The sequence below is a fragment of the Clostridium sp. AF15-41 genome (genome assembly GCF_003604095.1).
Classification (GTDB): Bacteria; Bacillota; Clostridia; order Lachnospirales; family Lachnospiraceae; genus Coprococcus.
This window is the reverse complement of sequence record NZ_QTMQ01000007.1, coordinates 87,165-105,410: the sequence shown is the minus strand read 5'-3', so window position 1 is coordinate 105,410 and position 18,246 is coordinate 87,165. Positions and strand designations below refer to the sequence as shown.

Below are 18,246 nucleotides of genomic sequence, written 5' to 3'. Positions count from 1 at the left end.
CACTATGGATTATGAAACCTTAATCAGAAATAACAAACTCTGTCAGGTCTTATTTTTATTTTTACAATAGCGTCAATATTAAACAAGCAAACGTGATTATAAACCTTATTCAAGAGCTGCAAACTTCCGACAGGCTTTTTATCTATACCTTTTATAAATATGCCTTTAGCATATCAACTTTGTCGAGCTTCTCCCACGGAAGGTCGAGGTCAGTTCTTCCAAAGTGTCCGTATGCTGCTGTCTGCTTGTAGATTGGTCTTCTGAGGTCAAGCATCTTGATGATACCGGCCGGGCGAAGATCGAAATGCTCACGAATGATCTCAACCAGCTTCTCATCGGATACCTTTCCTGTTCCAAATGTATCTACCATGATAGATGTAGGTCTGGCAACACCGATCGCATAAGACAACTGGATCTCACATTTATCTGCAAGTCCTGCTGCTACAATGTTCTTTGCTACATATCTTGCTGCATATGCTGCTGAACGGTCAACCTTTGTGCAATCCTTTCCTGAGAAAGCCCCGCCGCCGTGACGGGCATATCCGCCATAAGTATCTACGATGATCTTACGTCCTGTAAGTCCACTGTCACCATTCGGTCCGCCGATAACGAATCTTCCGGTCGGATTAATAAAGAACTTAGTATCTTCATCTACCATATCAGCAGGAAGAACCGGATCAAATACATACTTCTTGATATCTTCGTGAATCTGTTCCTGTGATACTTCCTCGCCATGCTGAGTTGAAAGAACTACTGCATCGAGCCTCTTTGCTTTTCCATTCTCATCGTACTCTACTGTTACCTGAGTCTTACCATCCGGTCTAAGATATGAAAGTGTTCCGTTCTTTCTTACTTCTGTCAGCTTTCTTGCAAGCTTATGTGCAAGTGCAATCGGATATGGCATATATTCCGGGGTCTCATTTGTTGCAAATCCGAACATCATACCCTGATCTCCTGCACCGATCGCTTCGATATCATCATCGCTCATCAGATGTTCTTTTGCTTCTAACGCCTTATCAACACCCATTGCGATATCTGCTGACTGTTCGTCAATTGCTGTGATAACACCGCAGGTATCGCAGTCAAATCCATATTTTGCTCTGTCGTATCCAATCTCACGGATCGTCTCACGAACGATCTTCTGAATATCTACATATGCTTTTGTTGTAATCTCACCCATTACAAGTACAAGACCTGTTGTAATAGATGTCTCGCAAGCCACACGGCTCATTGGATCCTGTTCCATCAACGCATCCAATACCGCATCTGAAATCTGGTCACAGATTTTATCCGGATGACCTTCTGTTACTGATTCTGATGTGAATAATAATTTTTCCATCATTTCCTCCTTGTATAAATACTGTCTATAGCTATAGCCATGCGTATTCGTTCACATGACTTTCTGATTTTTCTTTTTTTCAGACAGGACGTCTCTACCTGATTTTAGGCAAAAGAAAAATCCGCTCTGAGCGGATTGATAAAATCAAACCTCTCATTGTTCGACGTCTGCATATTACAGACTCGCTCAGGAAGGCACCTTCCATACAGGTATTTCTTTCACCTGTTCCGGGGTTGCCATGGCTTCACAGTCCCTTATGACTCCACCATTCTGAATAAGAGCATTTATAAATATTTACTTGTATTCGAACTGCAATGCAGTTCAGAAACAGCTATACTGTAACTGATAAATCTTCATAAGTCAATAGGAAATTTATATTTTGCGACAAAAAATCAATAATTTTACATAGATCACAGCACTGTTTTTTAATTTTTAGCATTTTCAGAATAAAATAATATTTCATCTTAAAAAGGTTATACTATAAAATCACCCTGCCAAGCAGATATAAAATGAGCAAATGTGCCGGATAGAACACATAGAATGCATATTTTAGAACTTTATTCTTTCGACCATACTCTCCGTTATACAGACTGATCGGTAGGATCGCCAAAACAGCATAGAGCTGTCTTATTCCGTAAAACAGGAAATACAACACCGCCGATACGATCGCAAATCCCATATTCTGACGCAGTTTCCTGCTAAATGGATAATGTCCCGTCACAAGGCCGGCATTTCTGAATGCATGTTCCGCTGTGCCATCTTGGGTCGAATAATACATTAATACGATCAGAAGGATGCCGGCAATTCCATAATCAAAATGCAGCGCTTCTGCAACTACCATAATGACAACAATTCCGATGACTGCTCCCATCTGATTCCATTTTGCTACCTTTCCGAGATAAAGCACGATCAGCCCTGCTGCAAGCGTAAAGAAGATATTCTGCTTTTGCATATCAAACAGACGACCGGTTGTTACCAGATCAAAAGGGACTTCCGAAATCAAGGCAAACAAAAAAAGCCGGATAAAATATTTTCTGATATCCGACGTATGTCTGTATCCTTCTACCAGCAGAAATGCAAATATAGGAAATGCGAGCCGTCCTACAGCCCGCATTATCCAGTTATTATTCATTAGAACAAATCCTACATGATCGCACAACATAAAAATACATGCCAGAAGCTTTAACTGATTTGAAGTTATCCCTGTCTCTGCCCTTTTATCCATGTTTTCCTTAAATTCTCTTACGAAGTGCCTTTGACAACTGATCCAGTTCCTCATTGTCTGACTGACCCGGAACCCATGTAACTGTAACCGTATCCTTAATGAATCGCGGTACAAGATGCATGTGAAAATGGAATACTGTCTGTCCTGCAGCAGCGCCATTGTTCTGAATAATGTTCAGTCCGTCAGGATTTAATTCCGCTTTCTGAGCCTTGGCAACCTCTGTTGCAATCGTAAAGATCTTTGAAGCAGTATCCGCGTCCATGCTATATATATCATCATAATGTTCTTTTGGTATAATTAAAGCATGACCTTTATTTGCAGGATTTACATCAAGTATTACTCTACATATGCTGTCTTCATAAACTGTCGCTGATGGTATCTCACCATTTGCAATCTTGCAAAAAATGCAATCGTCCTTACCCATAAAAGTTTCCTCCTTAATTGCTTTTTCCATTTTACTCCATTATGTGAGATTTTACAAGCTTTATGTGGTTTGGGTTCCACCAAGCCCATATAATTCATCTAATTTATCCGAATATTCTGTATTCATGGTTCTGCGACACGCCTCTGCTAATTCATCCGGTGTCTCCCATACAAAAGGTTCCATGTCTCTTTACCCCGTAAATTATTTATATAGATAATATTTTATCTTTTTATTCTACATTTTTGTTGTAATAGACAATATATTATCCATATTTATTATATGATATCATCTTATTATTTTTAATTTATATTTATTCAAAAATAAAATATGCTTACAGCCTGTCGAATAAAAATGAAGCATATCATGTATTTTTCATGCCGATCCGACTGACTGTAAGCACATTTCATCAATAAAGCGTCTTATAAAATGTATTCTTTCTGTCATTTGCCTGTGGAAATTCTGTTCTTGCCAGTCTGACTCCCCCGGAATCAATATCTGCAACACGCAGCTTCTCACTAACCCGAACCGATATATCCCGTCCAAGCCAGTCATATACATGAGAGCCCGGAATATAGTGAAGCCCATCTCCATCTCCGACCCGGTTGACAGCGATCACATATGCCTGATTCTCGATCGCCCTTGCTTTTAAAAGTGTTTCCCATTGTTCCGCCCTTGTTTCCGGCCAGTTTGCGATTACCATGACAGCCTCATACCGGTCTCTCATTGCAGAGAAAATCTCCGGGAAACGAAGATCATAGCAGATATATCCGCCTATCCGGATATCCTTTACCTGTGCCTGTACAAGCTTTTCTCCTGCCCGATATACCTTATCCTCACCGCTATATGAAAATGGATGGATCTTAGCATAATCAAGCAATACATTTTCTCCATCCACAAGCACCAACCGGTTCTCGTAAGCCTTTTCTTTCATTTCATCATACACCCGGCTGCCATCGGCCATAACTGTATGAATATATCCAAATGCCATAGGCATCTTATATTTTTTGCTGTTCTCCATAAAAAATGAAACACTGTCAGGGATATTATCCGCATCCCCGCTTTCCCCATGTAACCATGGGCGCATCGTAAATCCTGTCAGTGTCATCTCCGGAAATACCAGAAGCTCTACTCCATTTGCACAGGCTTTTTCCATAACTTCAAGACAGCGTTCCTTTGCTTCTTCCCTATTCTCAAATCCAATATCCAGTTCCGTAACACCAACTCTAAGCATAGCCGCTGCCTCCTACCTGTTTTTCTTTATTATATTCTTATATAGTATATTTATATCTGCTTTTTTTCAACCCTTAAGCCTCCCGTTTCAATTGTCAACCTTAATGTTTGTTTTATGGTTGACAATTAAGAATATACCATCTATAATGTTATCCAGTGGGTGCCATTTAATAGTTGACATTCAATTTGTTATCTGGAAGCGGATAGCTTAGCCCTGCTATCCGCTTCATATTTTTGTCAATCCCCCTTAACCTCATCCAATCGAGGAATGGCACCCATTGTATGTATATTATTTATCAACAAGGAGAACACACAGATGAAAAACAAATTCACAACCGTGGAGATTACAATGATGGCTGTATTTGCAGCAATCTTATGCGTATCTGCATATTTAAGCATCCCAACTCCACTCCCAAATGCAGCTCACATTACATTATTGAACTTTATGATCATGCTCATTGCACTGGTATTTGAAGTCCGCGACTCAACGATCATCGTTGCCTTATGGATGATCCTCGGTGCAGTCGGTGTTCCGGTATTTATCGGCGGCGGCTCCGGTATCGGTTATCTGACAGGAGTATTTGGTGGATATACATTCTCATTTATTATCGTTACTATCTTTGCAGGTCTGACAAAGGGTAAGAAATACAATCGTATCCGTTATACGATCGTTGCTATTTTAACAGCAGCACTTATCGACATCATCGGTATGTTATGGTGGAAATTCAACGGAAACTTAACCTGGAAAGTTGCTTTCCTTTCAGGCTTTGTTGCATTTATTCCACTTGATCTTGTAAAAGCTATCATTGCTGCACAGATTGTTCCATTATTCAAAAAACTTATGCCGGAAGCAAATGCAAATACAGGAGCAAAAGAAGTAACCGAATAATTCTTCAATAATTACTATACGCAAATAAGCAGGAAACTTTTAAAGTTCCTGCTTATTTGCGTTTTTGTATTAATTAATATAACTCTACAGATTCCGATGTAGCAGCCGATGTTCTTTTCCGGCAAGGAAATGATCATACAACTGACGGACTGCCGGGTTTTCCTCGGAGAAACGGACATTGGAGCTTGCGTCTGCATTGTACATACCTTCCATACGGCTCCGTCTGGTTCTTGGGCCTGCGCCGGATGGCTGACCGCCACCCATGATACATCCACGTCTGCACGCCATAACTTCAACGAAATCATAGCTTGCTTCGCCGGATCGGATACGGTCAAGCAACCGTCCTGCATTTGCAAGGCCATGTACAACTGCGATCTTCACTTCTCTGCCATCTAAGTCGATCGTTGCTTCCTTCGTTCCTTCAAATCCCCGGACACCTGTATAACTGATCTCACGGATCGTGTTATAGGATTTGTCCTCCGCAAGACGACGGAGCACCGCTTCCGTTACACCACCTGTCGTTCCGAAGATCTTGCCTGCACCGGAAGCCACGGAAAATGGTGCATCTGCGGATTCATTTTCCAGTTCGGTAAACTGCAGTCCCATCTGCTTGATCATCCGCACAACCTCTGTCGTTGTGATGACATAATCGGTATCCTGTCTGCCATCCGTGAAATTATCCGGTCGGAGGATCTCTCCCTTCTTTGCTGTACAGGGCATGATCGATACAACCATCGTTCTCTTACCATCTTCTTTATCTTTCTCTGCAAAATAATCCTTGATCACTGCCGAGAACATTCCCTGTGGAGAACGGCAGGTTGACAGATTATCTGCAAATTCCGGATATTTTTCTTCACAATATTTGACCCAGCCCGGACAACAGGATGTAAATAATGGCAGCTTCTCATCCGACGCAAGACGCGCCGCAAATTCTTTGGATTCCTCCATAACCGTAAGATCGGCGCCAAAGCTTGTGTCAAATACCATGTCAAAGCCCATGATACGAAGTGCTGATACCAGCTTGCCAAAACAGTTCTCGCCCTTTGGTATACCGAAGTTATCTCCAACTGCCACGCGGACTGCCGGTGCGATCTGTGCGACCACCCGGATGGACGGATCTTCGATTGCATCCCAGATATCGGTTACATTGGTACGGATCGAGATTGCTGCGGTCGGGCAGACAACTGCACATTGTCCGCATCCTACACAGTCTGTCTCTGCAAGCGGCTTGTCAAATGCCGGCTGCACCTTCATTTTCGAACCACGGAATGCAAAATCGATAACACCAAGCCCCTGAATCTCATCGCAGGTACGCACACAGTCACCGCACAGGATACATTTATTTGGATCCCGGACGATAGACGGCGAACTCATATCGATCTTTTCTTCTTTTTTATTATTCAGGAAACGAACCGCATGCACTCCAACCTTATAGGCAAGTGACTGGAGCGCACACATGCCATTCTTCTGGCAGGTCGTACAGTCTCTGCAATGAGAGGATAACAACAGCTCGATAATAAGCTTTCTGTACTGCTGCACTTTCTTTGTATTCGTATAGATCACCATGCCCGCTCTCGGTGTCTCGGAGCATGCCGCAAATATTTTTCCTCTGTCATCTTCTACCACGCACATACGACATGCGCCATAGATGGATAATTCTGAATGATAACAGAATGTCGGGATATCGATCCCCGCCTTTCGGATCAGAGACAGAACATTCTTCTCGCCCTCGATCGGCACTTTGATTGAATTGATCGTAATATAATCCATGTTCGTCTCCCTCCTTAATTCTCTGTATATACTGCATGGAACGCACAATTATCGATACATGCACCACACTTGATGCATTTGGCTGTATCAATGACAAATGGTTTCCGGATCTCACCTGTGATCGCACCGACCGGACAGTTTCTCGCACATTTGGAACAGCCCTTACATGCTTCCGGATCGATCTTATAGCGAACCAGTGCTTTACAGTTTCCGGTTCTGCATCGTTTGTCAACCACATGCTCGATGTATTCCTGACGGAAATTCTTCAGCGTACTGAGTACCGGAAGGGCTGCGCTCTTACCAAGTCCACAAAGGGCCGTGTCGGTGATCGCCTGTCCCAGTTCCTCTAACAGATCCAGATCCTCTAACGTACCATTTCCGGCAACGATCCGCTCCAGGATCTCAAGCATCCGCTTGGTTCCTTCACGGCATGGAACGCATTTGCCGCAGCTCTCGTTCTGTGTAAAGTTCATAAAGAAACGGGCTACCTCAACCAGACAGGTATTCTCATCCATAACAACCAGACCACCTGAACCGATCATCGCGCCTTTGCTCTTTAATGAATCAAAGTCCAGACTGACCTCCAGATCATCCGTCACCAGACAGCCACCGGATGGTCCACCGATCTGAACTGCCTTTAATGGGATGTCATCCTTTAAACCACCGCCGATATCATACACGATCTCACGCAGCTTTGTTCCCATCGGTACCTCGATCAGTCCCGTATTCTTTACACTTCCGGTCAATGCAAATGCCTTGGTTCCCGGACTTTTCTCCGGTCCGATCGACTTGTACCAGTCTGCACCATTTAAAATGATCATGGACACATTTGCATAGGTTTCTACATTATTCAGAACCGTCGGCTTGGCAAATAAGCCCTGCTCTACGGTTCTTGGCGGCTTGGTTCTCGGCATTCCGCGCTGTCCCTCGATCGATGCCGTAAGCGCACTTCCCTCTCCGCAGACAAATGCCCCCGCGCCACGATTGATATGTATATGGAAAGAAAAATCGGAACCTAAGATATCCTCACCAAGGAAGCCCGCTTCCTCTGCCTGTGCTATCGCTGTCTTCAAACGGCTGACTGCCAGCGGATATTCTGCTCTTACATAGACATATCCCTCCTGCGCACCAACCGCATATGCAGCAATGATCATACCCTCTAACATCTTATGCGGATCGCCTTCCATCACGCTTCGATCCATGAACGCACCCGGATCTCCCTCATCACCATTGCAGACAACATATCGGATCTTCTCCGCCTGTCTGGCAACCTGCTGCCATTTGTATCCGGTCGGGAAACCACCGCCTCCACGTCCACGCAGATTGGAGTCACTGATGACCTGAATAACCTCCGAAGGCTCCATGGTAAATAACACCTTACGAAGTGCCTGATATCCACCGACCGCAAGATATTCATTGATATTTTCTGCATCGATATGTCCGCAGTTTTTCAGTACCAGTCTGGTCTGTTTCTTATAAAATGGAATTTCTTCCTGCTGTCTGTAGACAATACCATCCTTGTGATACATCAGACGCTCTACCGGTCTTCCGTGCAGGATCGTCTCGTTGAAGATCTCCTCGCAGTCTTCTTCCTTTACTTTTATGTAGATATAATTATATGGCTCGATTCGCACAAGCGGCCCCATCTCGCAGAAACCATGACAGCCGCTTTTCTTCACGCCGACATGACAGGATTCTTTTATAACTGTCTGTCCCGCTGCAGAATTCTCTGTTTTACTAATGTCTGTTTCAAATTCTTCTGCTATATCCGGCTTTTCCTGTTTCTCCGTCCCTGTATACTCTGCCTCCGGGACAAATTCTACCTTCACGCCCTCCGACTGCTTCGCCATCTCGCAGAACCGGTCGTATATTTTCTGAGAGCCACCCGCCAGACATCCGGTTCCTGCACAGACAAGGATCCTGTGCGAATCTGCATGCAACATCTCTTCTGCCTGTTTTACTGCTGCGTCAAGCTCCGATACATTTGTTATTCTATTCATCCGCACCCTCCTTCAATTCTGCTATCAATGCAGTTACCTTCTCCGGTGTCATAGCCGGATGAACAACATCGTTTACCGTCATGACCGGTGCGAGTCCGCATGCGCCAAGACATGATACTGTCTCTAATGTGAACATCATATCATCTGTTGTGTGTTTCTCTTTTGACAATCCAAGTTCTTTATACAATTGATTTAAGATATCCATGGATTTTCTGACATGGCATGCGGTTCCATCGCACACCTTAAGAATGAACTTTCCTTTTGCATCAAATGAAAAGTTCTCATAGAATGTTGCTACGCTATAAGCTTTTGCCTCTGTAATATTCAGTTTGTCCGCCACATATCGTAATAATTCCGGCGGAAGATACTTATATTCGCTCTGAATATCCTGAATGATCGGGATCAGAAATCTTGGCTCTGTCCCATATGCAGCAATAATCTTATCAGCCTCATCGTAGTAAGATTGTTCCAGCATGTATTACCCTCCGTGCTTTGCCCCATTGTTGGGAATTTTTATCAATACCTCATATATAGATGATAACATTTTTCAATAGGATTTGCACGAAGATTTTGGATTGAAAAATAAACCCCCGCCTGTCTCCGGCACGATGGTGGATAGTGTTTCAACTCATTGCACTTTCTATTCGGTTCGCACGCTTATTTGTCAGCAGTCGCCCAAACTCGCCTTATCAGGCTCAAACATGGGCTTGATGCTGACAGCTAGTGCAAACCTCATAACGAAAGTTCCACTGATGTTGAAAACACTATCCACCATCGTGCCGGAGACAGGCGGGGATTTTTATATTGCTAACATTTTACGATCAATAGTTTTTCACCCGGTGTTACCTCGTCGCTTTCCAGATGGTTGATGGTTCGGATGGAATCCAGGCTGGAGAAATATTCTTTGGCAATGGACCAGATACTGTCGCCTTCTTTTACAACATATCCAACCATACCCGGCATAGCTGCCTTCTTATTCCAATCGATCGGTAGGATATTCATATCGGTAATGACGTCCACAGAACCCGGTGCAAATACCGTAACATTCATATTGATCACCACCTTGATCTCCACCTCATCGGAATTCAACATCTGGGCTGTAATCTGGTCAACTGATGGATTGATACGGATTGAATCCTGATTGACAAATGGTACGGATTCCACTTGATAATTGAATGGTATCGCCGTTTCAATCTGCTGTAACGGCTTGCTATCCTCCGCTGATACATAGAGTATTTCAGCTTTTACCGCACCTGATATATCAATGCTGTCCTCTCCTGCTTTTACCTCATCGATCTCAACCGTTCCGGTTGCGTATACGATCTGCAGTATCTTCGGGAAGCTGCTCTTGATCCGCTCTTTATGTACGACCTTTGTCTTGGCATTATTTTTTATCTGAAGATTCTCAAATGGAAACTGTTCACAGATCGTTTCTACATTTGCCGACGGAGAGAACATATCCCCGATGATAGAAAGCTCCATATCTTCATAAATCTTCATATCTGTATGGAGATTATATTCAACCTGAAGCACGCGGTCCTCTCCGTCATTGTCGGCACGCACACCGACTTCTCCTTTTCCCATCGTGATGCGGTCATCCAGGATCATGCCTTCATTTGCTTCTTCGCAAGGGATCATTCCTGCAAATTCCCGGCTCTCATTCAGATACTGCATCGGTACGCCGGGCTCCTCCGCCAGATAGATTACAAACAGGTCCATCTGTCCTTTAATATTTATTCCCCCATCTACAACCTTTGTCTCGATGCCATAGAAGGACACCCGGCTCCAAAGCACCCGACCGATGTTTGGTTTATTGGCAGCGATCTCGAAATCTTCTTTTACCTTCAATATATCTTTTACAGATGCCACATTATTTGTAAATGGAATCTGCTCATTCCTGCATTCGATTCCCGATCCATTTAACAGTCCGGTTGCCCCGGACAGTTCTACGGAATCCATAGCCCACAGTTTCATGCCAACCAGCCCGCGAACTTCAAATTTTCTTGAATTGATCATGGTTATGTACAGATCTTCCAGCACGCAGCTGACATCGACCTTATCACCGGCAAGTATGCCATCCATATTAATGGATTCCTCAAATGGAACATCACCCTCATAGGTTTCAAACCGAACATCTTCACCAACTGTCTGATACAGGACTTTAAATACAACTGTTCCTGATATCCGCACCTTATTCTCCAATGTCTCTACATCATCTAAAAGGACATTTCCTGTACTTGCAATGATCCGTTCCATATCATCTTTTGCATCCGGTACATTAAAATCATCATTGATCGTAAACTGCGAATACTTAGAAGTCTTTAAAATCGTTGTACTGAGTTTATTTTTTACAAGTTCCATATGATACCCCCATACTATTTTCTAATTTTTAAATACAACCGGTGTCGTTGTCCGTGCGATCCGAAGAACTATATATGGATACGATACCGTATCCTTACTTACTGCATCTGATGGTGTCGCCGTCTGCCTAAGAACCGATTCGATGTAAATAGCATTTTCATCCATATACATCTTATCTACAACCACGCCAACATCATCCCGATTCTGCCTGCCGCTGCAGATCACAATATATGTGTAAGTGTTGTTTGAATATGTCAGATTAAACGGTTCTTCTTTTTTGCTGTTAATGACGCTCAACAACTCCTCCGGCAGCATGGTGTCGTCACAGATATCGTAAGTCAGCGCTTCACCATCTTCTTTCACCTTATAAAAACTGCATCCAGCAAACAAACTCAGCCCAACTACCACAGTCAACACCCCTGCCAGAATACGCAGCCATCTTTGTCCTCTCATCTCACCGCTCCCTTCACAATGTCATTTTTCGGCTCTATCTTTACCCTTGTCAATCTCTATACCATTATTTATATGTCCTGCTTTGCAAGTCTATGCATGGAAATTTTGCCGGAGCTTTTAGCCTGTCTTTTCTCATTTTTTCTTATTAATTTATATTTCAACTAAAAAAGTCCGGATACAGCATTTCTGCCATATCCGGACTTCCACTAAAATATACATGTTATCTGTTCTGCTTATGTTCTTATCCTATAATTGCCTTGATTTCAGCTTCACTCATTTCGGTTACATCCATGATCTGCTCTAAGGAATAGCCTTTCTTATGCATTTTCAGAATAATATCAGCTCTTTCTTCTGATCTTCCTTCTAATCTTCCTTCAGATCTTCCAATGATTTTGCCAGCGGCTTCGCCCTTGGCATATCCCATTTCTTCTACGCCTTCACTCAGATTACACATGATCTTCACCTCATCTCTTATACCGCGTCTGTCTACCGGTATGTCATACTCCTGTTCCATAAGCTTCAATTTTTGTTCTGCTGTCATTGTCTGCGACAATAGTGCTCCTAACAATCGATGCAGTTCATATCTTTCTTCCTTTGGTGGAATCTCCTTTGCCAGACCAATCATCACGATATTTGAAATATCCAGATTGCCCTTCCAGTCCTGTTCACCAAGTAAATCATCCTTTACCATATGAATATGACTCAGACTGTTCTCTTTCATATTCATACAGATCCAGATCGAATACACCTGCTTAATCTCGTTATAATCAGAACCTGTAAATTCCCGCTCTTTCTGGGATGACACCAGTCTTGCCGTATAGAAGATTGCCCGATTTAAGATAAAATACTTTGTCGGTTCATTCTTCTGGGCTTCCAAATTAATGATCATTTTCGCCAGTCCATCCCGCATCCGTACATAGAAGATAATATCAAAATATATCTTTCCCTCATCAATTTCGGAACTTTCTGTATTCAGTCCGACAATCCGTTCACCGGTTCTGGCATCCACCGTTTCTTTGTTCGTTAATCCCGGTTCTACCGGAACCTGACTGATATACGGTTCGCCCTCGATCAGCGAAGCAACCGTATCTGCATCCATACCTTTAAATTCTTCTACTACCCTGATCAGTATATGCGCCAATATGATCTTCTGACCCAGCAGCCGTTTGGCACTGGCATCATACTGTGCTTTCTGATCAGTAGCCTTGGAGGAATATACAATTTCGTTATCCATGTCCCATCTCCTTTCCCGATAGAACAGAATAACATGCATATTTTAGCTTTGTATATTGCCTCCGTCTCTCCAAGTTTGATTGTAACGGATATCAGAAAGGAAAACAAGTTTAACCATAAAAAAACTCTGCCTGCTATAGATTCATATGTTTCTATGTAAAAAAAAAAGAGTCGTCAATATGCCGGAAGAAATTAATAAAAGAATTTTCCTATAAATAAATGTCTGAGAATTTGGGCAACTGCTGGTTCATAAATGTGCGAACCGAATAGAAATATTGCGAGTCTTACTGTTTGTATGTGGCCTGAATAAGATGGTATAGCAAATAACAGAAAATCTCCATCAAGTAGTAAGATGAAGTCAGGAAAACAACATATAGGTTCCCGCCATCAACCCACACTGGACAGCCACAGGCAAACTGTTTATAATGGATTGTGTATGCATATTTGTGCATTTAAGATGGAGAAAATGATATGAATTTAAGGACTTTAAGACTTTTAGAATATAATAAAATAGTAGAAATGCTGACCTCCTACGCGGCATCCCCGATGGCAAAACGAAAATGCGAACGCCTGAAGCCCCGCAGGGATCTGACACTGATCCAGACCTTACAGCAGGAAACAAGAGATGCTCTGATCCGGCTGAATACACAGGGCAACCTATCATTTGCCGGACTCCGTGATATCGGTGCTTCGATCAAGCGGCTGGAGGTTCAGGGAGCACTCGGCATCAAGGAACTGTTAGATATCGGAAGTGTCCTTGATATGGCATTATCCGCCAGACAATATGGCAGCGGCGATGATAACGAGGAAAAAGCACATGACAGCCTCTACTCCCGCTTCATGGAGCTTGTTCCGCTGGAACATTTAAGTCAGGAGATCCACCGCTGTATCCTGTCAGAATCCGAGATCGCAGACGATGCATCGTCCGGTCTGAAGGCAGTCAGACGGAACAAAAAACTGACAAATGAAAAGTTACATAACCAGTTGAACAAACTTGTAACCGACCAGAGCAAGCAGACGATGTTTCAGGATAACCTGATCACGATGCGTAACGGAAGATACTGTATCCCGGTAAAACAGGAATATAAGAACAGCTTTCCGGGTATGATCCACGACCAGTCTTCCAGTGGAAATACTGTATTTATCGAACCTCTTGCTGTAGTTAATCTGAACAACCAGTTAAAAGAGCTGGATAATCAGGAGCTTGCAGAGATCGAAAAGATTCTTGAGAACCTGTCGGCACGGGCAGCATCTGAATACGAAAATATAAAATTTGATTTCGAGACATTGACCGATCTGGACTTTATATTTGCCAGAGCGAATTTTGCAAGATCCTATAAGGGAACCGAGCCGATCTTCAATACGGACGGCATTGTGGATATCAAGCAGGGCCGCCACCCACTTTTAGACAAACATACCGTTGTTCCGGTCGACATCAGACTGGGTGAGGACTACAACCTGCTGATCATTACCGGTCCGAATACCGGTGGTAAGACCGTATCCTTAAAAACACTGGGTCTGTTTACTCTGATGGGACAGTCCGGACTTCATATTCCGGCACTGGATGGTTCCAGACTGAATGTATTTGATGATGTATTTGCCGATATCGGAGATGAACAGAGCATCGAGCAGAGTCTCTCGACCTTCTCCTCCCACATGAGTAATGTCGTATATATCATGAACCATGTGACACCAAACACGCTGTGCCTTTTCGATGAGCTTGGCGGTGGAACCGATCCGGTCGAGGGTGCTGCACTTGCAATCGCGATCTTAAGCAGCTTAAACGATCAGGACATCCGCTGCATGGCGACCACACACTACAGCGAACTGAAGTTATTTGCCATGTCGACTCCGGGCGTTCAGAATGCAAGCTGCGAATTCGATGTAGCAACACTGATGCCAACCTACCGGCTCATTATCGGTATTCCCGGCAAATCAAATGCATTTGCAATATCGAAGAAATTAGGTTTATCCGACGATATTATTGAACGGGCAAAGACAAATATTGACAGCAACAAAGTTGATTTTGAAACACTGCTGTCCGATCTGGAAAACAGCCGAAAAGAGATTGAACGCGACAAAGCGGAGATCGCACGGTTCAAGGAAGAAGCCAGACAGCTTCAGGAACGCGCAAAGGCAAAGGATGATGAACTCTCTGCCAAGAAAGCTCAGATCCTAGCGGATGCAAGAGAAGAAGCGGCTGATATTCTGGAAGAAGCAAAGGAAATGGCGGATTCAGCCATTAAGAAATATAACAAATGGACAACAAATCCTCATAAGGCAGATGCGAGCACGATGGAGAATGAGCGAAAAAAGCTCCGTACCAAGATGGACGATTACCGGAAGATGACACCGGAAAAACGCAAATCCATGACCTCCCATCATATGGCAAAGGATTTCAAGGCCGGAGACACCGTGCATGTTATCAGCATGGATACAACAGGAACGGTTACTGCTCCTGCTGATTCAAAGGGAAATATCAAAGTTCAGATGGGCATCTTAAGCTCTCTGCTTCCTGCTTCTGATCTTGTGATCATCGAGACACCAAAGCAGAACAACGCTCAGGTATCGATCAACAATAAACGTGGAATGGGCAAGGCTTTAAATATTCAGCCGGAGATTAATGTACTCGGCATGACTGTAGCTGAAGCTACCTCATTAGTCGACCGTTATCTCGATGATGCCATGATGGCTCACCTGCACAAGGTAAGGATCATCCATGGAAAAGGCACCGGAGCACTCCGGAAAGGAATCCACGACTATCTGCGCAAGCAGTCATACGTCAAATCCTTCCGTCTGGGTGAATACGGTGAGGGTGAAGCCGGCGTTACGATCGTAGAATTATAAAATACACAACAACAAGGAGAACTATATGGACAAAGAAAAAATATTGATCGTTGACGATGACGAAAACATCGCCGAACTGATCTCCCTTTATCTGAATAAAGAATGTTATGAAACACAGATTGCCGCAGACGGAACTTCTGCCCTGGAAGCATTTGTCGAATTTGCGCCAAATCTCATCCTCTTAGATGTCATGCTTCCGGGCATGGATGGATATCAGGTATGTACCGAAATCAGAAAGCAGTCAAATGTACCGATCATCATGTTATCTGCAAAAGGTGAAGTATTCGATAAGGTTCTCGGACTTAAGATCGGTGCTGACGATTACATCGTAAAACCTTTCGATTCTAACGAACTGGTTGCCCGTGTCGGTGCATTGCTCCGCCGCTGCAACTCACGGACAGATAACTCCCAGAACTATAATCCGACAAATGCCGATCATATCGGCACCTATGTCGAGTATGATAATCTGGTCGTTAATATTTCAAATTATACAGTTACATTAGAGGGCAAAAATCTGGAAATGCCGCCAAAAGAACTGGAACTGCTGTATTTTCTTGCAAGCCGTCCAAATCAGGTATTTACCAGAGAACAGCTTCTGGACAAATTATGGGGCTACGAATATGTCGGCGACACCAGAACCGTCGATGTGCACATCAAGCGTCTGCGTGAAAAACTGACAGACAAATATAACTGGTCTATTTTCACAGTATGGGGAATCGGTTACAAATTTGAGGTTAAATAACCATGAAAAAAACCATTTTTGATAAGATTGTTGTTGGCTTTGTCCTGCTGGTCATTGCTATCTTCAGTGTTCTTGCGTTGTACACTGTCCATATGACTCAGTCAAGGCTTCTTAACAATACAGAGAAAAATCTGAATACCGAGAGTAAACTGATCATCGACACAACGATTCATGATTACCTGAATAATACGATCGATCAGTATACTTTCTTTGATCGATTGGATGATCATGCCGATACGATGAATGCTGAAATCTGGTTTTCCACACCGGACAATAATATTATTTATTGCTCAAATAAAGACAGTGTGGCTGCAAAGGATCTAATCATAACCGATTTTTATGAGCGTACGGAATTATTTACCAAAACGATCAAAACCGGAACCTTGAACGGATGCTTTAACACTAAAACGCTGAGTATCAGTACTCCGGTTTATCAGGATAATACATACGCAGGTTTATTATCGATCCACTTATCCCTGCAGTTTATTAAAGATATTGCGCAGAAAACATTTACATCCACTTACATGCCGTTTCTCGTCATCGTTGTATTATCTCTAATCGCCCTTATGCTGATCTCGAATAGCACCTTAAAACCGATTCGTGAAATTATCGCAACATCCAAACAATATGCTGCGGGTAATTTTAATGCTAGAATCGATGTCCATACGGATAATGAATTTGGCGAACTGGCACGATATATGGAGGAAATGGCAGACGAACTGAGCCGGTCAAATGAATACCGAAGATCATTTATCTCTAATATCTCCCACGACTTCCGTTCCCCTCTGACCTCCATCAAGGGATATATCGAAGCCATGATCGACGGAACGATTCCGCCGGATAAGCACGAGAAATATCTCCAGATCGTTCTGAGCGAAACTATGCGTCTTACCAAACTGACACAAGGGCTTCTGGAACTTAACAACTTTGATTCCTTTGACCTTCAGCTTGATAAGTCGAATTTTGATATCAAGAGCATCATTCTTCCTACGATCAACACCTTTGAAGGCCGTTGTCAGGACAAAGGCATTTATCTGCACGCGATCTTCCATACCGACAATACCATTGTCTATGCCGATCGAACAAGAATCCAGCAGGTTATCTATAATCTGGTTGATAATGCGATCAAATTCACCCCGGAGGGTCGCCAGATCACGGTTCAGGTCACGGAAAAATCCGATAAAGTCTATGTCAGTGTCAAGGATGAGGGTGTGGGAATTCCACCGGAATCGATCAAGAAAGTTTTCGACCGTTTCTATAAGACGGATCCGAGCCGCGGAAAGGATAAGACCGGAACCGGTCTCGGACTTGCTATCACAAAAGAGATCATCAAAGCGCACGGCGAGAACATTACCCTCACCAGTAAGGTTGGCGAGGGAAGTGAATTCATCTTCTCTCTCCCTATGCAGAAGGAAATGCAGGTTCCGATCAAAGCCGTGCATGTGAAGAAGGAAGAAGCCGATACACAATATATCTCCAATGGAAAGTTCCGTATTAAGAAGGACTAACCAAAGCCCCACCCGTTCTTGCCACTATGCTGGGTAGGAATTGAAACATCAGTGAAACTTTCGTTATGAGGTTTGCACTAGCTGTCAGCATCAAGCCCTTGTTTGAGCCTTATAAGGCGAGTTTGGGCGACTGCTGACAAATCAGCGTGCGAACCGAATAGAAAGTGTAGCGAGTTTCAACTCCTACCCAGCATAGTGGCAAGAGCGGGTGGGGCTTTATTTTAT

15 protein-coding genes and 1 riboswitch are annotated in these 18,246 nt (G+C 43.4%); of the genes, 4 read left to right on the top strand and 11 right to left on the bottom strand.

Annotated elements, in window-relative coordinates; genetic code table 11:
- Positions 1-151: 151 nt before the first annotated feature.
- From metK to DWW43_RS06925, 5 genes are all read right to left on the bottom strand, one after another.
- Entirely contained in the window at positions 152-1,339 is a 1,188-nt protein-coding gene (gene metK / locus DWW43_RS06940) for a methionine adenosyltransferase (protein WP_119963120.1), read from the bottom strand.
- Positions 1,340-1,489: 150 nt separating this feature from the next.
- A riboswitch (SAM riboswitch) is annotated at positions 1,490-1,620 on the bottom strand.
- Positions 1,621-1,817: 197 nt separating this feature from the next.
- Positions 1,818-2,564, bottom strand: coding sequence for a TraX family protein (locus DWW43_RS06935; RefSeq protein WP_119963119.1), 747 nt, complete (start codon positions 2,562-2,564; stop codon positions 1,818-1,820).
- Between the two features lie 7 nt (positions 2,565-2,571).
- Positions 2,572-2,988 (bottom strand): HIT family protein, encoded by a 417-nt coding sequence (locus DWW43_RS06930; RefSeq protein ID WP_044944662.1) that lies wholly within the window; start codon positions 2,986-2,988, stop codon positions 2,572-2,574.
- Between the two features lie 60 nt (positions 2,989-3,048).
- Positions 3,049-3,171, bottom strand: coding sequence for a hypothetical protein (locus tag DWW43_RS12395; protein ID WP_279221090.1), 123 nt, complete (start codon positions 3,169-3,171; stop codon positions 3,049-3,051).
- A gap of 223 nt (positions 3,172-3,394) precedes the next feature.
- A complete protein-coding gene (locus DWW43_RS06925) occupies positions 3,395-4,219 on the bottom strand; it encodes a nitrilase-related carbon-nitrogen hydrolase (RefSeq protein WP_119963118.1) in 825 nt (274 codons plus the stop codon).
- Positions 4,220-4,534: 315 nt separating this feature from the next.
- Between DWW43_RS06925 and DWW43_RS06920 the strand changes: the two genes are divergently transcribed.
- Positions 4,535-5,107 (top strand): biotin transporter BioY, encoded by a 573-nt coding sequence (locus tag DWW43_RS06920; protein WP_044944665.1) that lies wholly within the window; start codon positions 4,535-4,537, stop codon positions 5,105-5,107.
- A gap of 84 nt (positions 5,108-5,191) precedes the next feature.
- Here the strand turns inward: DWW43_RS06920 and DWW43_RS06915 are convergent, their stop codons facing one another.
- The 6 genes from DWW43_RS06915 to DWW43_RS06890 all read right to left on the bottom strand — a co-directional run bounded on the left by DWW43_RS06915 (position 5,192) and on the right by DWW43_RS06890 (position 12,925).
- Complete coding sequence (locus DWW43_RS06915) at positions 5,192-6,877, bottom strand: [FeFe] hydrogenase, group A (RefSeq protein WP_119963117.1); 1,686 nt, start codon at positions 6,875-6,877, stop codon at positions 5,192-5,194.
- Between the two features lie 14 nt (positions 6,878-6,891).
- Positions 6,892-8,820: an NADH-ubiquinone oxidoreductase-F iron-sulfur binding region domain-containing protein gene (locus DWW43_RS06910; RefSeq protein WP_243104419.1), complete on the bottom strand. Its 1,929-nt coding sequence runs from the start codon at positions 8,818-8,820 to the stop codon at positions 6,892-6,894.
- A 49-nt stretch (positions 8,821-8,869) separates the two neighbouring features.
- Positions 8,870-9,352: an NAD(P)H-dependent oxidoreductase subunit E gene (locus DWW43_RS06905; protein WP_008400480.1), complete on the bottom strand. Its 483-nt coding sequence runs from the start codon at positions 9,350-9,352 to the stop codon at positions 8,870-8,872.
- Between the two features lie 332 nt (positions 9,353-9,684).
- Complete coding sequence (locus DWW43_RS06900; protein ID WP_119963116.1) at positions 9,685-11,238, bottom strand: SPOCS domain-containing protein; 1,554 nt, start codon at positions 11,236-11,238, stop codon at positions 9,685-9,687.
- A 21-nt stretch (positions 11,239-11,259) separates the two neighbouring features.
- Positions 11,260-11,691, bottom strand: a complete 432-nt coding sequence (locus tag DWW43_RS06895; RefSeq protein ID WP_008400482.1) for a protease complex subunit PrcB family protein — start codon at positions 11,689-11,691, stop codon at positions 11,260-11,262.
- Between the two features lie 241 nt (positions 11,692-11,932).
- Complete coding sequence (locus DWW43_RS06890) at positions 11,933-12,925, bottom strand: hypothetical protein (RefSeq protein WP_119963115.1); 993 nt, start codon at positions 12,923-12,925, stop codon at positions 11,933-11,935.
- Positions 12,926-13,395: 470 nt separating this feature from the next.
- On the opposite strand from DWW43_RS06890, the gene DWW43_RS06885 reads away from it, so the two are divergent.
- Genes DWW43_RS06885 through DWW43_RS06875 form a run of 3 tightly spaced genes read left to right on the top strand, consistent with a single transcriptional unit; the run spans position 13,396 to position 18,021 of the window.
- Positions 13,396-15,771: an endonuclease MutS2 gene (locus DWW43_RS06885; RefSeq protein WP_119963114.1), complete on the top strand. Its 2,376-nt coding sequence runs from the start codon at positions 13,396-13,398 to the stop codon at positions 15,769-15,771.
- 25 nt (positions 15,772-15,796) lie between these two features.
- Positions 15,797-16,513, top strand: coding sequence for a response regulator transcription factor (locus tag DWW43_RS06880; protein ID WP_008400486.1), 717 nt, complete (start codon positions 15,797-15,799; stop codon positions 16,511-16,513).
- A 2-nt stretch (positions 16,514-16,515) separates the two neighbouring features.
- Positions 16,516-18,021, top strand: coding sequence for a HAMP domain-containing sensor histidine kinase (locus DWW43_RS06875; RefSeq protein WP_119963113.1), 1,506 nt, complete (start codon positions 16,516-16,518; stop codon positions 18,019-18,021).
- The last annotated feature ends 225 nt before the right edge of the window (positions 18,022-18,246 follow it).

Coding starts and splice junctions, on each gene's coding strand:
- DWW43_RS06930 (WP_044944662.1), bottom strand. CDS start 2,988: ATGGGTAAGGACGATTGCATTTTTTGCAAGATTGCAAATGGTGAGATA.
- DWW43_RS06925 (WP_119963118.1), bottom strand. CDS start 4,219: ATGCTTAGAGTTGGTGTTACGGAACTGGATATTGGATTTGAGAATAGG.
- DWW43_RS06880 (WP_008400486.1), top strand. CDS start 15,797: ATGGACAAAGAAAAAATATTGATCGTTGACGATGACGAAAACATCGCC.
- DWW43_RS06895 (WP_008400482.1), bottom strand. CDS start 11,691: ATGAGAGGACAAAGATGGCTGCGTATTCTGGCAGGGGTGTTGACTGTG.
- DWW43_RS06910 (WP_243104419.1), bottom strand. CDS start 8,820: ATGTTGCATGCAGATTCGCACAGGATCCTTGTCTGTGCAGGAACCGGA.
- DWW43_RS06875 (WP_119963113.1), top strand. CDS start 16,516: ATGAAAAAAACCATTTTTGATAAGATTGTTGTTGGCTTTGTCCTGCTG.
- DWW43_RS06885 (WP_119963114.1), top strand. CDS start 13,396: ATGAATTTAAGGACTTTAAGACTTTTAGAATATAATAAAATAGTAGAA.
- metK (WP_119963120.1), bottom strand. CDS start 1,339: ATGGAAAAATTATTATTCACATCAGAATCAGTAACAGAAGGTCATCCG.
- DWW43_RS06935 (WP_119963119.1), bottom strand. CDS start 2,564: ATGGATAAAAGGGCAGAGACAGGGATAACTTCAAATCAGTTAAAGCTT.
- DWW43_RS12395 (WP_279221090.1), bottom strand. CDS start 3,171: ATGGAACCTTTTGTATGGGAGACACCGGATGAATTAGCAGAGGCGTGT.
- DWW43_RS06920 (WP_044944665.1), top strand. CDS start 4,535: ATGAAAAACAAATTCACAACCGTGGAGATTACAATGATGGCTGTATTT.
- DWW43_RS06915 (WP_119963117.1), bottom strand. CDS start 6,877: ATGGATTATATTACGATCAATTCAATCAAAGTGCCGATCGAGGGCGAG.
- DWW43_RS06900 (WP_119963116.1), bottom strand. CDS start 11,238: ATGGAACTTGTAAAAAATAAACTCAGTACAACGATTTTAAAGACTTCT.
- DWW43_RS06905 (WP_008400480.1), bottom strand. CDS start 9,352: ATGCTGGAACAATCTTACTACGATGAGGCTGATAAGATTATTGCTGCA.
- DWW43_RS06890 (WP_119963115.1), bottom strand. CDS start 12,925: ATGGATAACGAAATTGTATATTCCTCCAAGGCTACTGATCAGAAAGCA.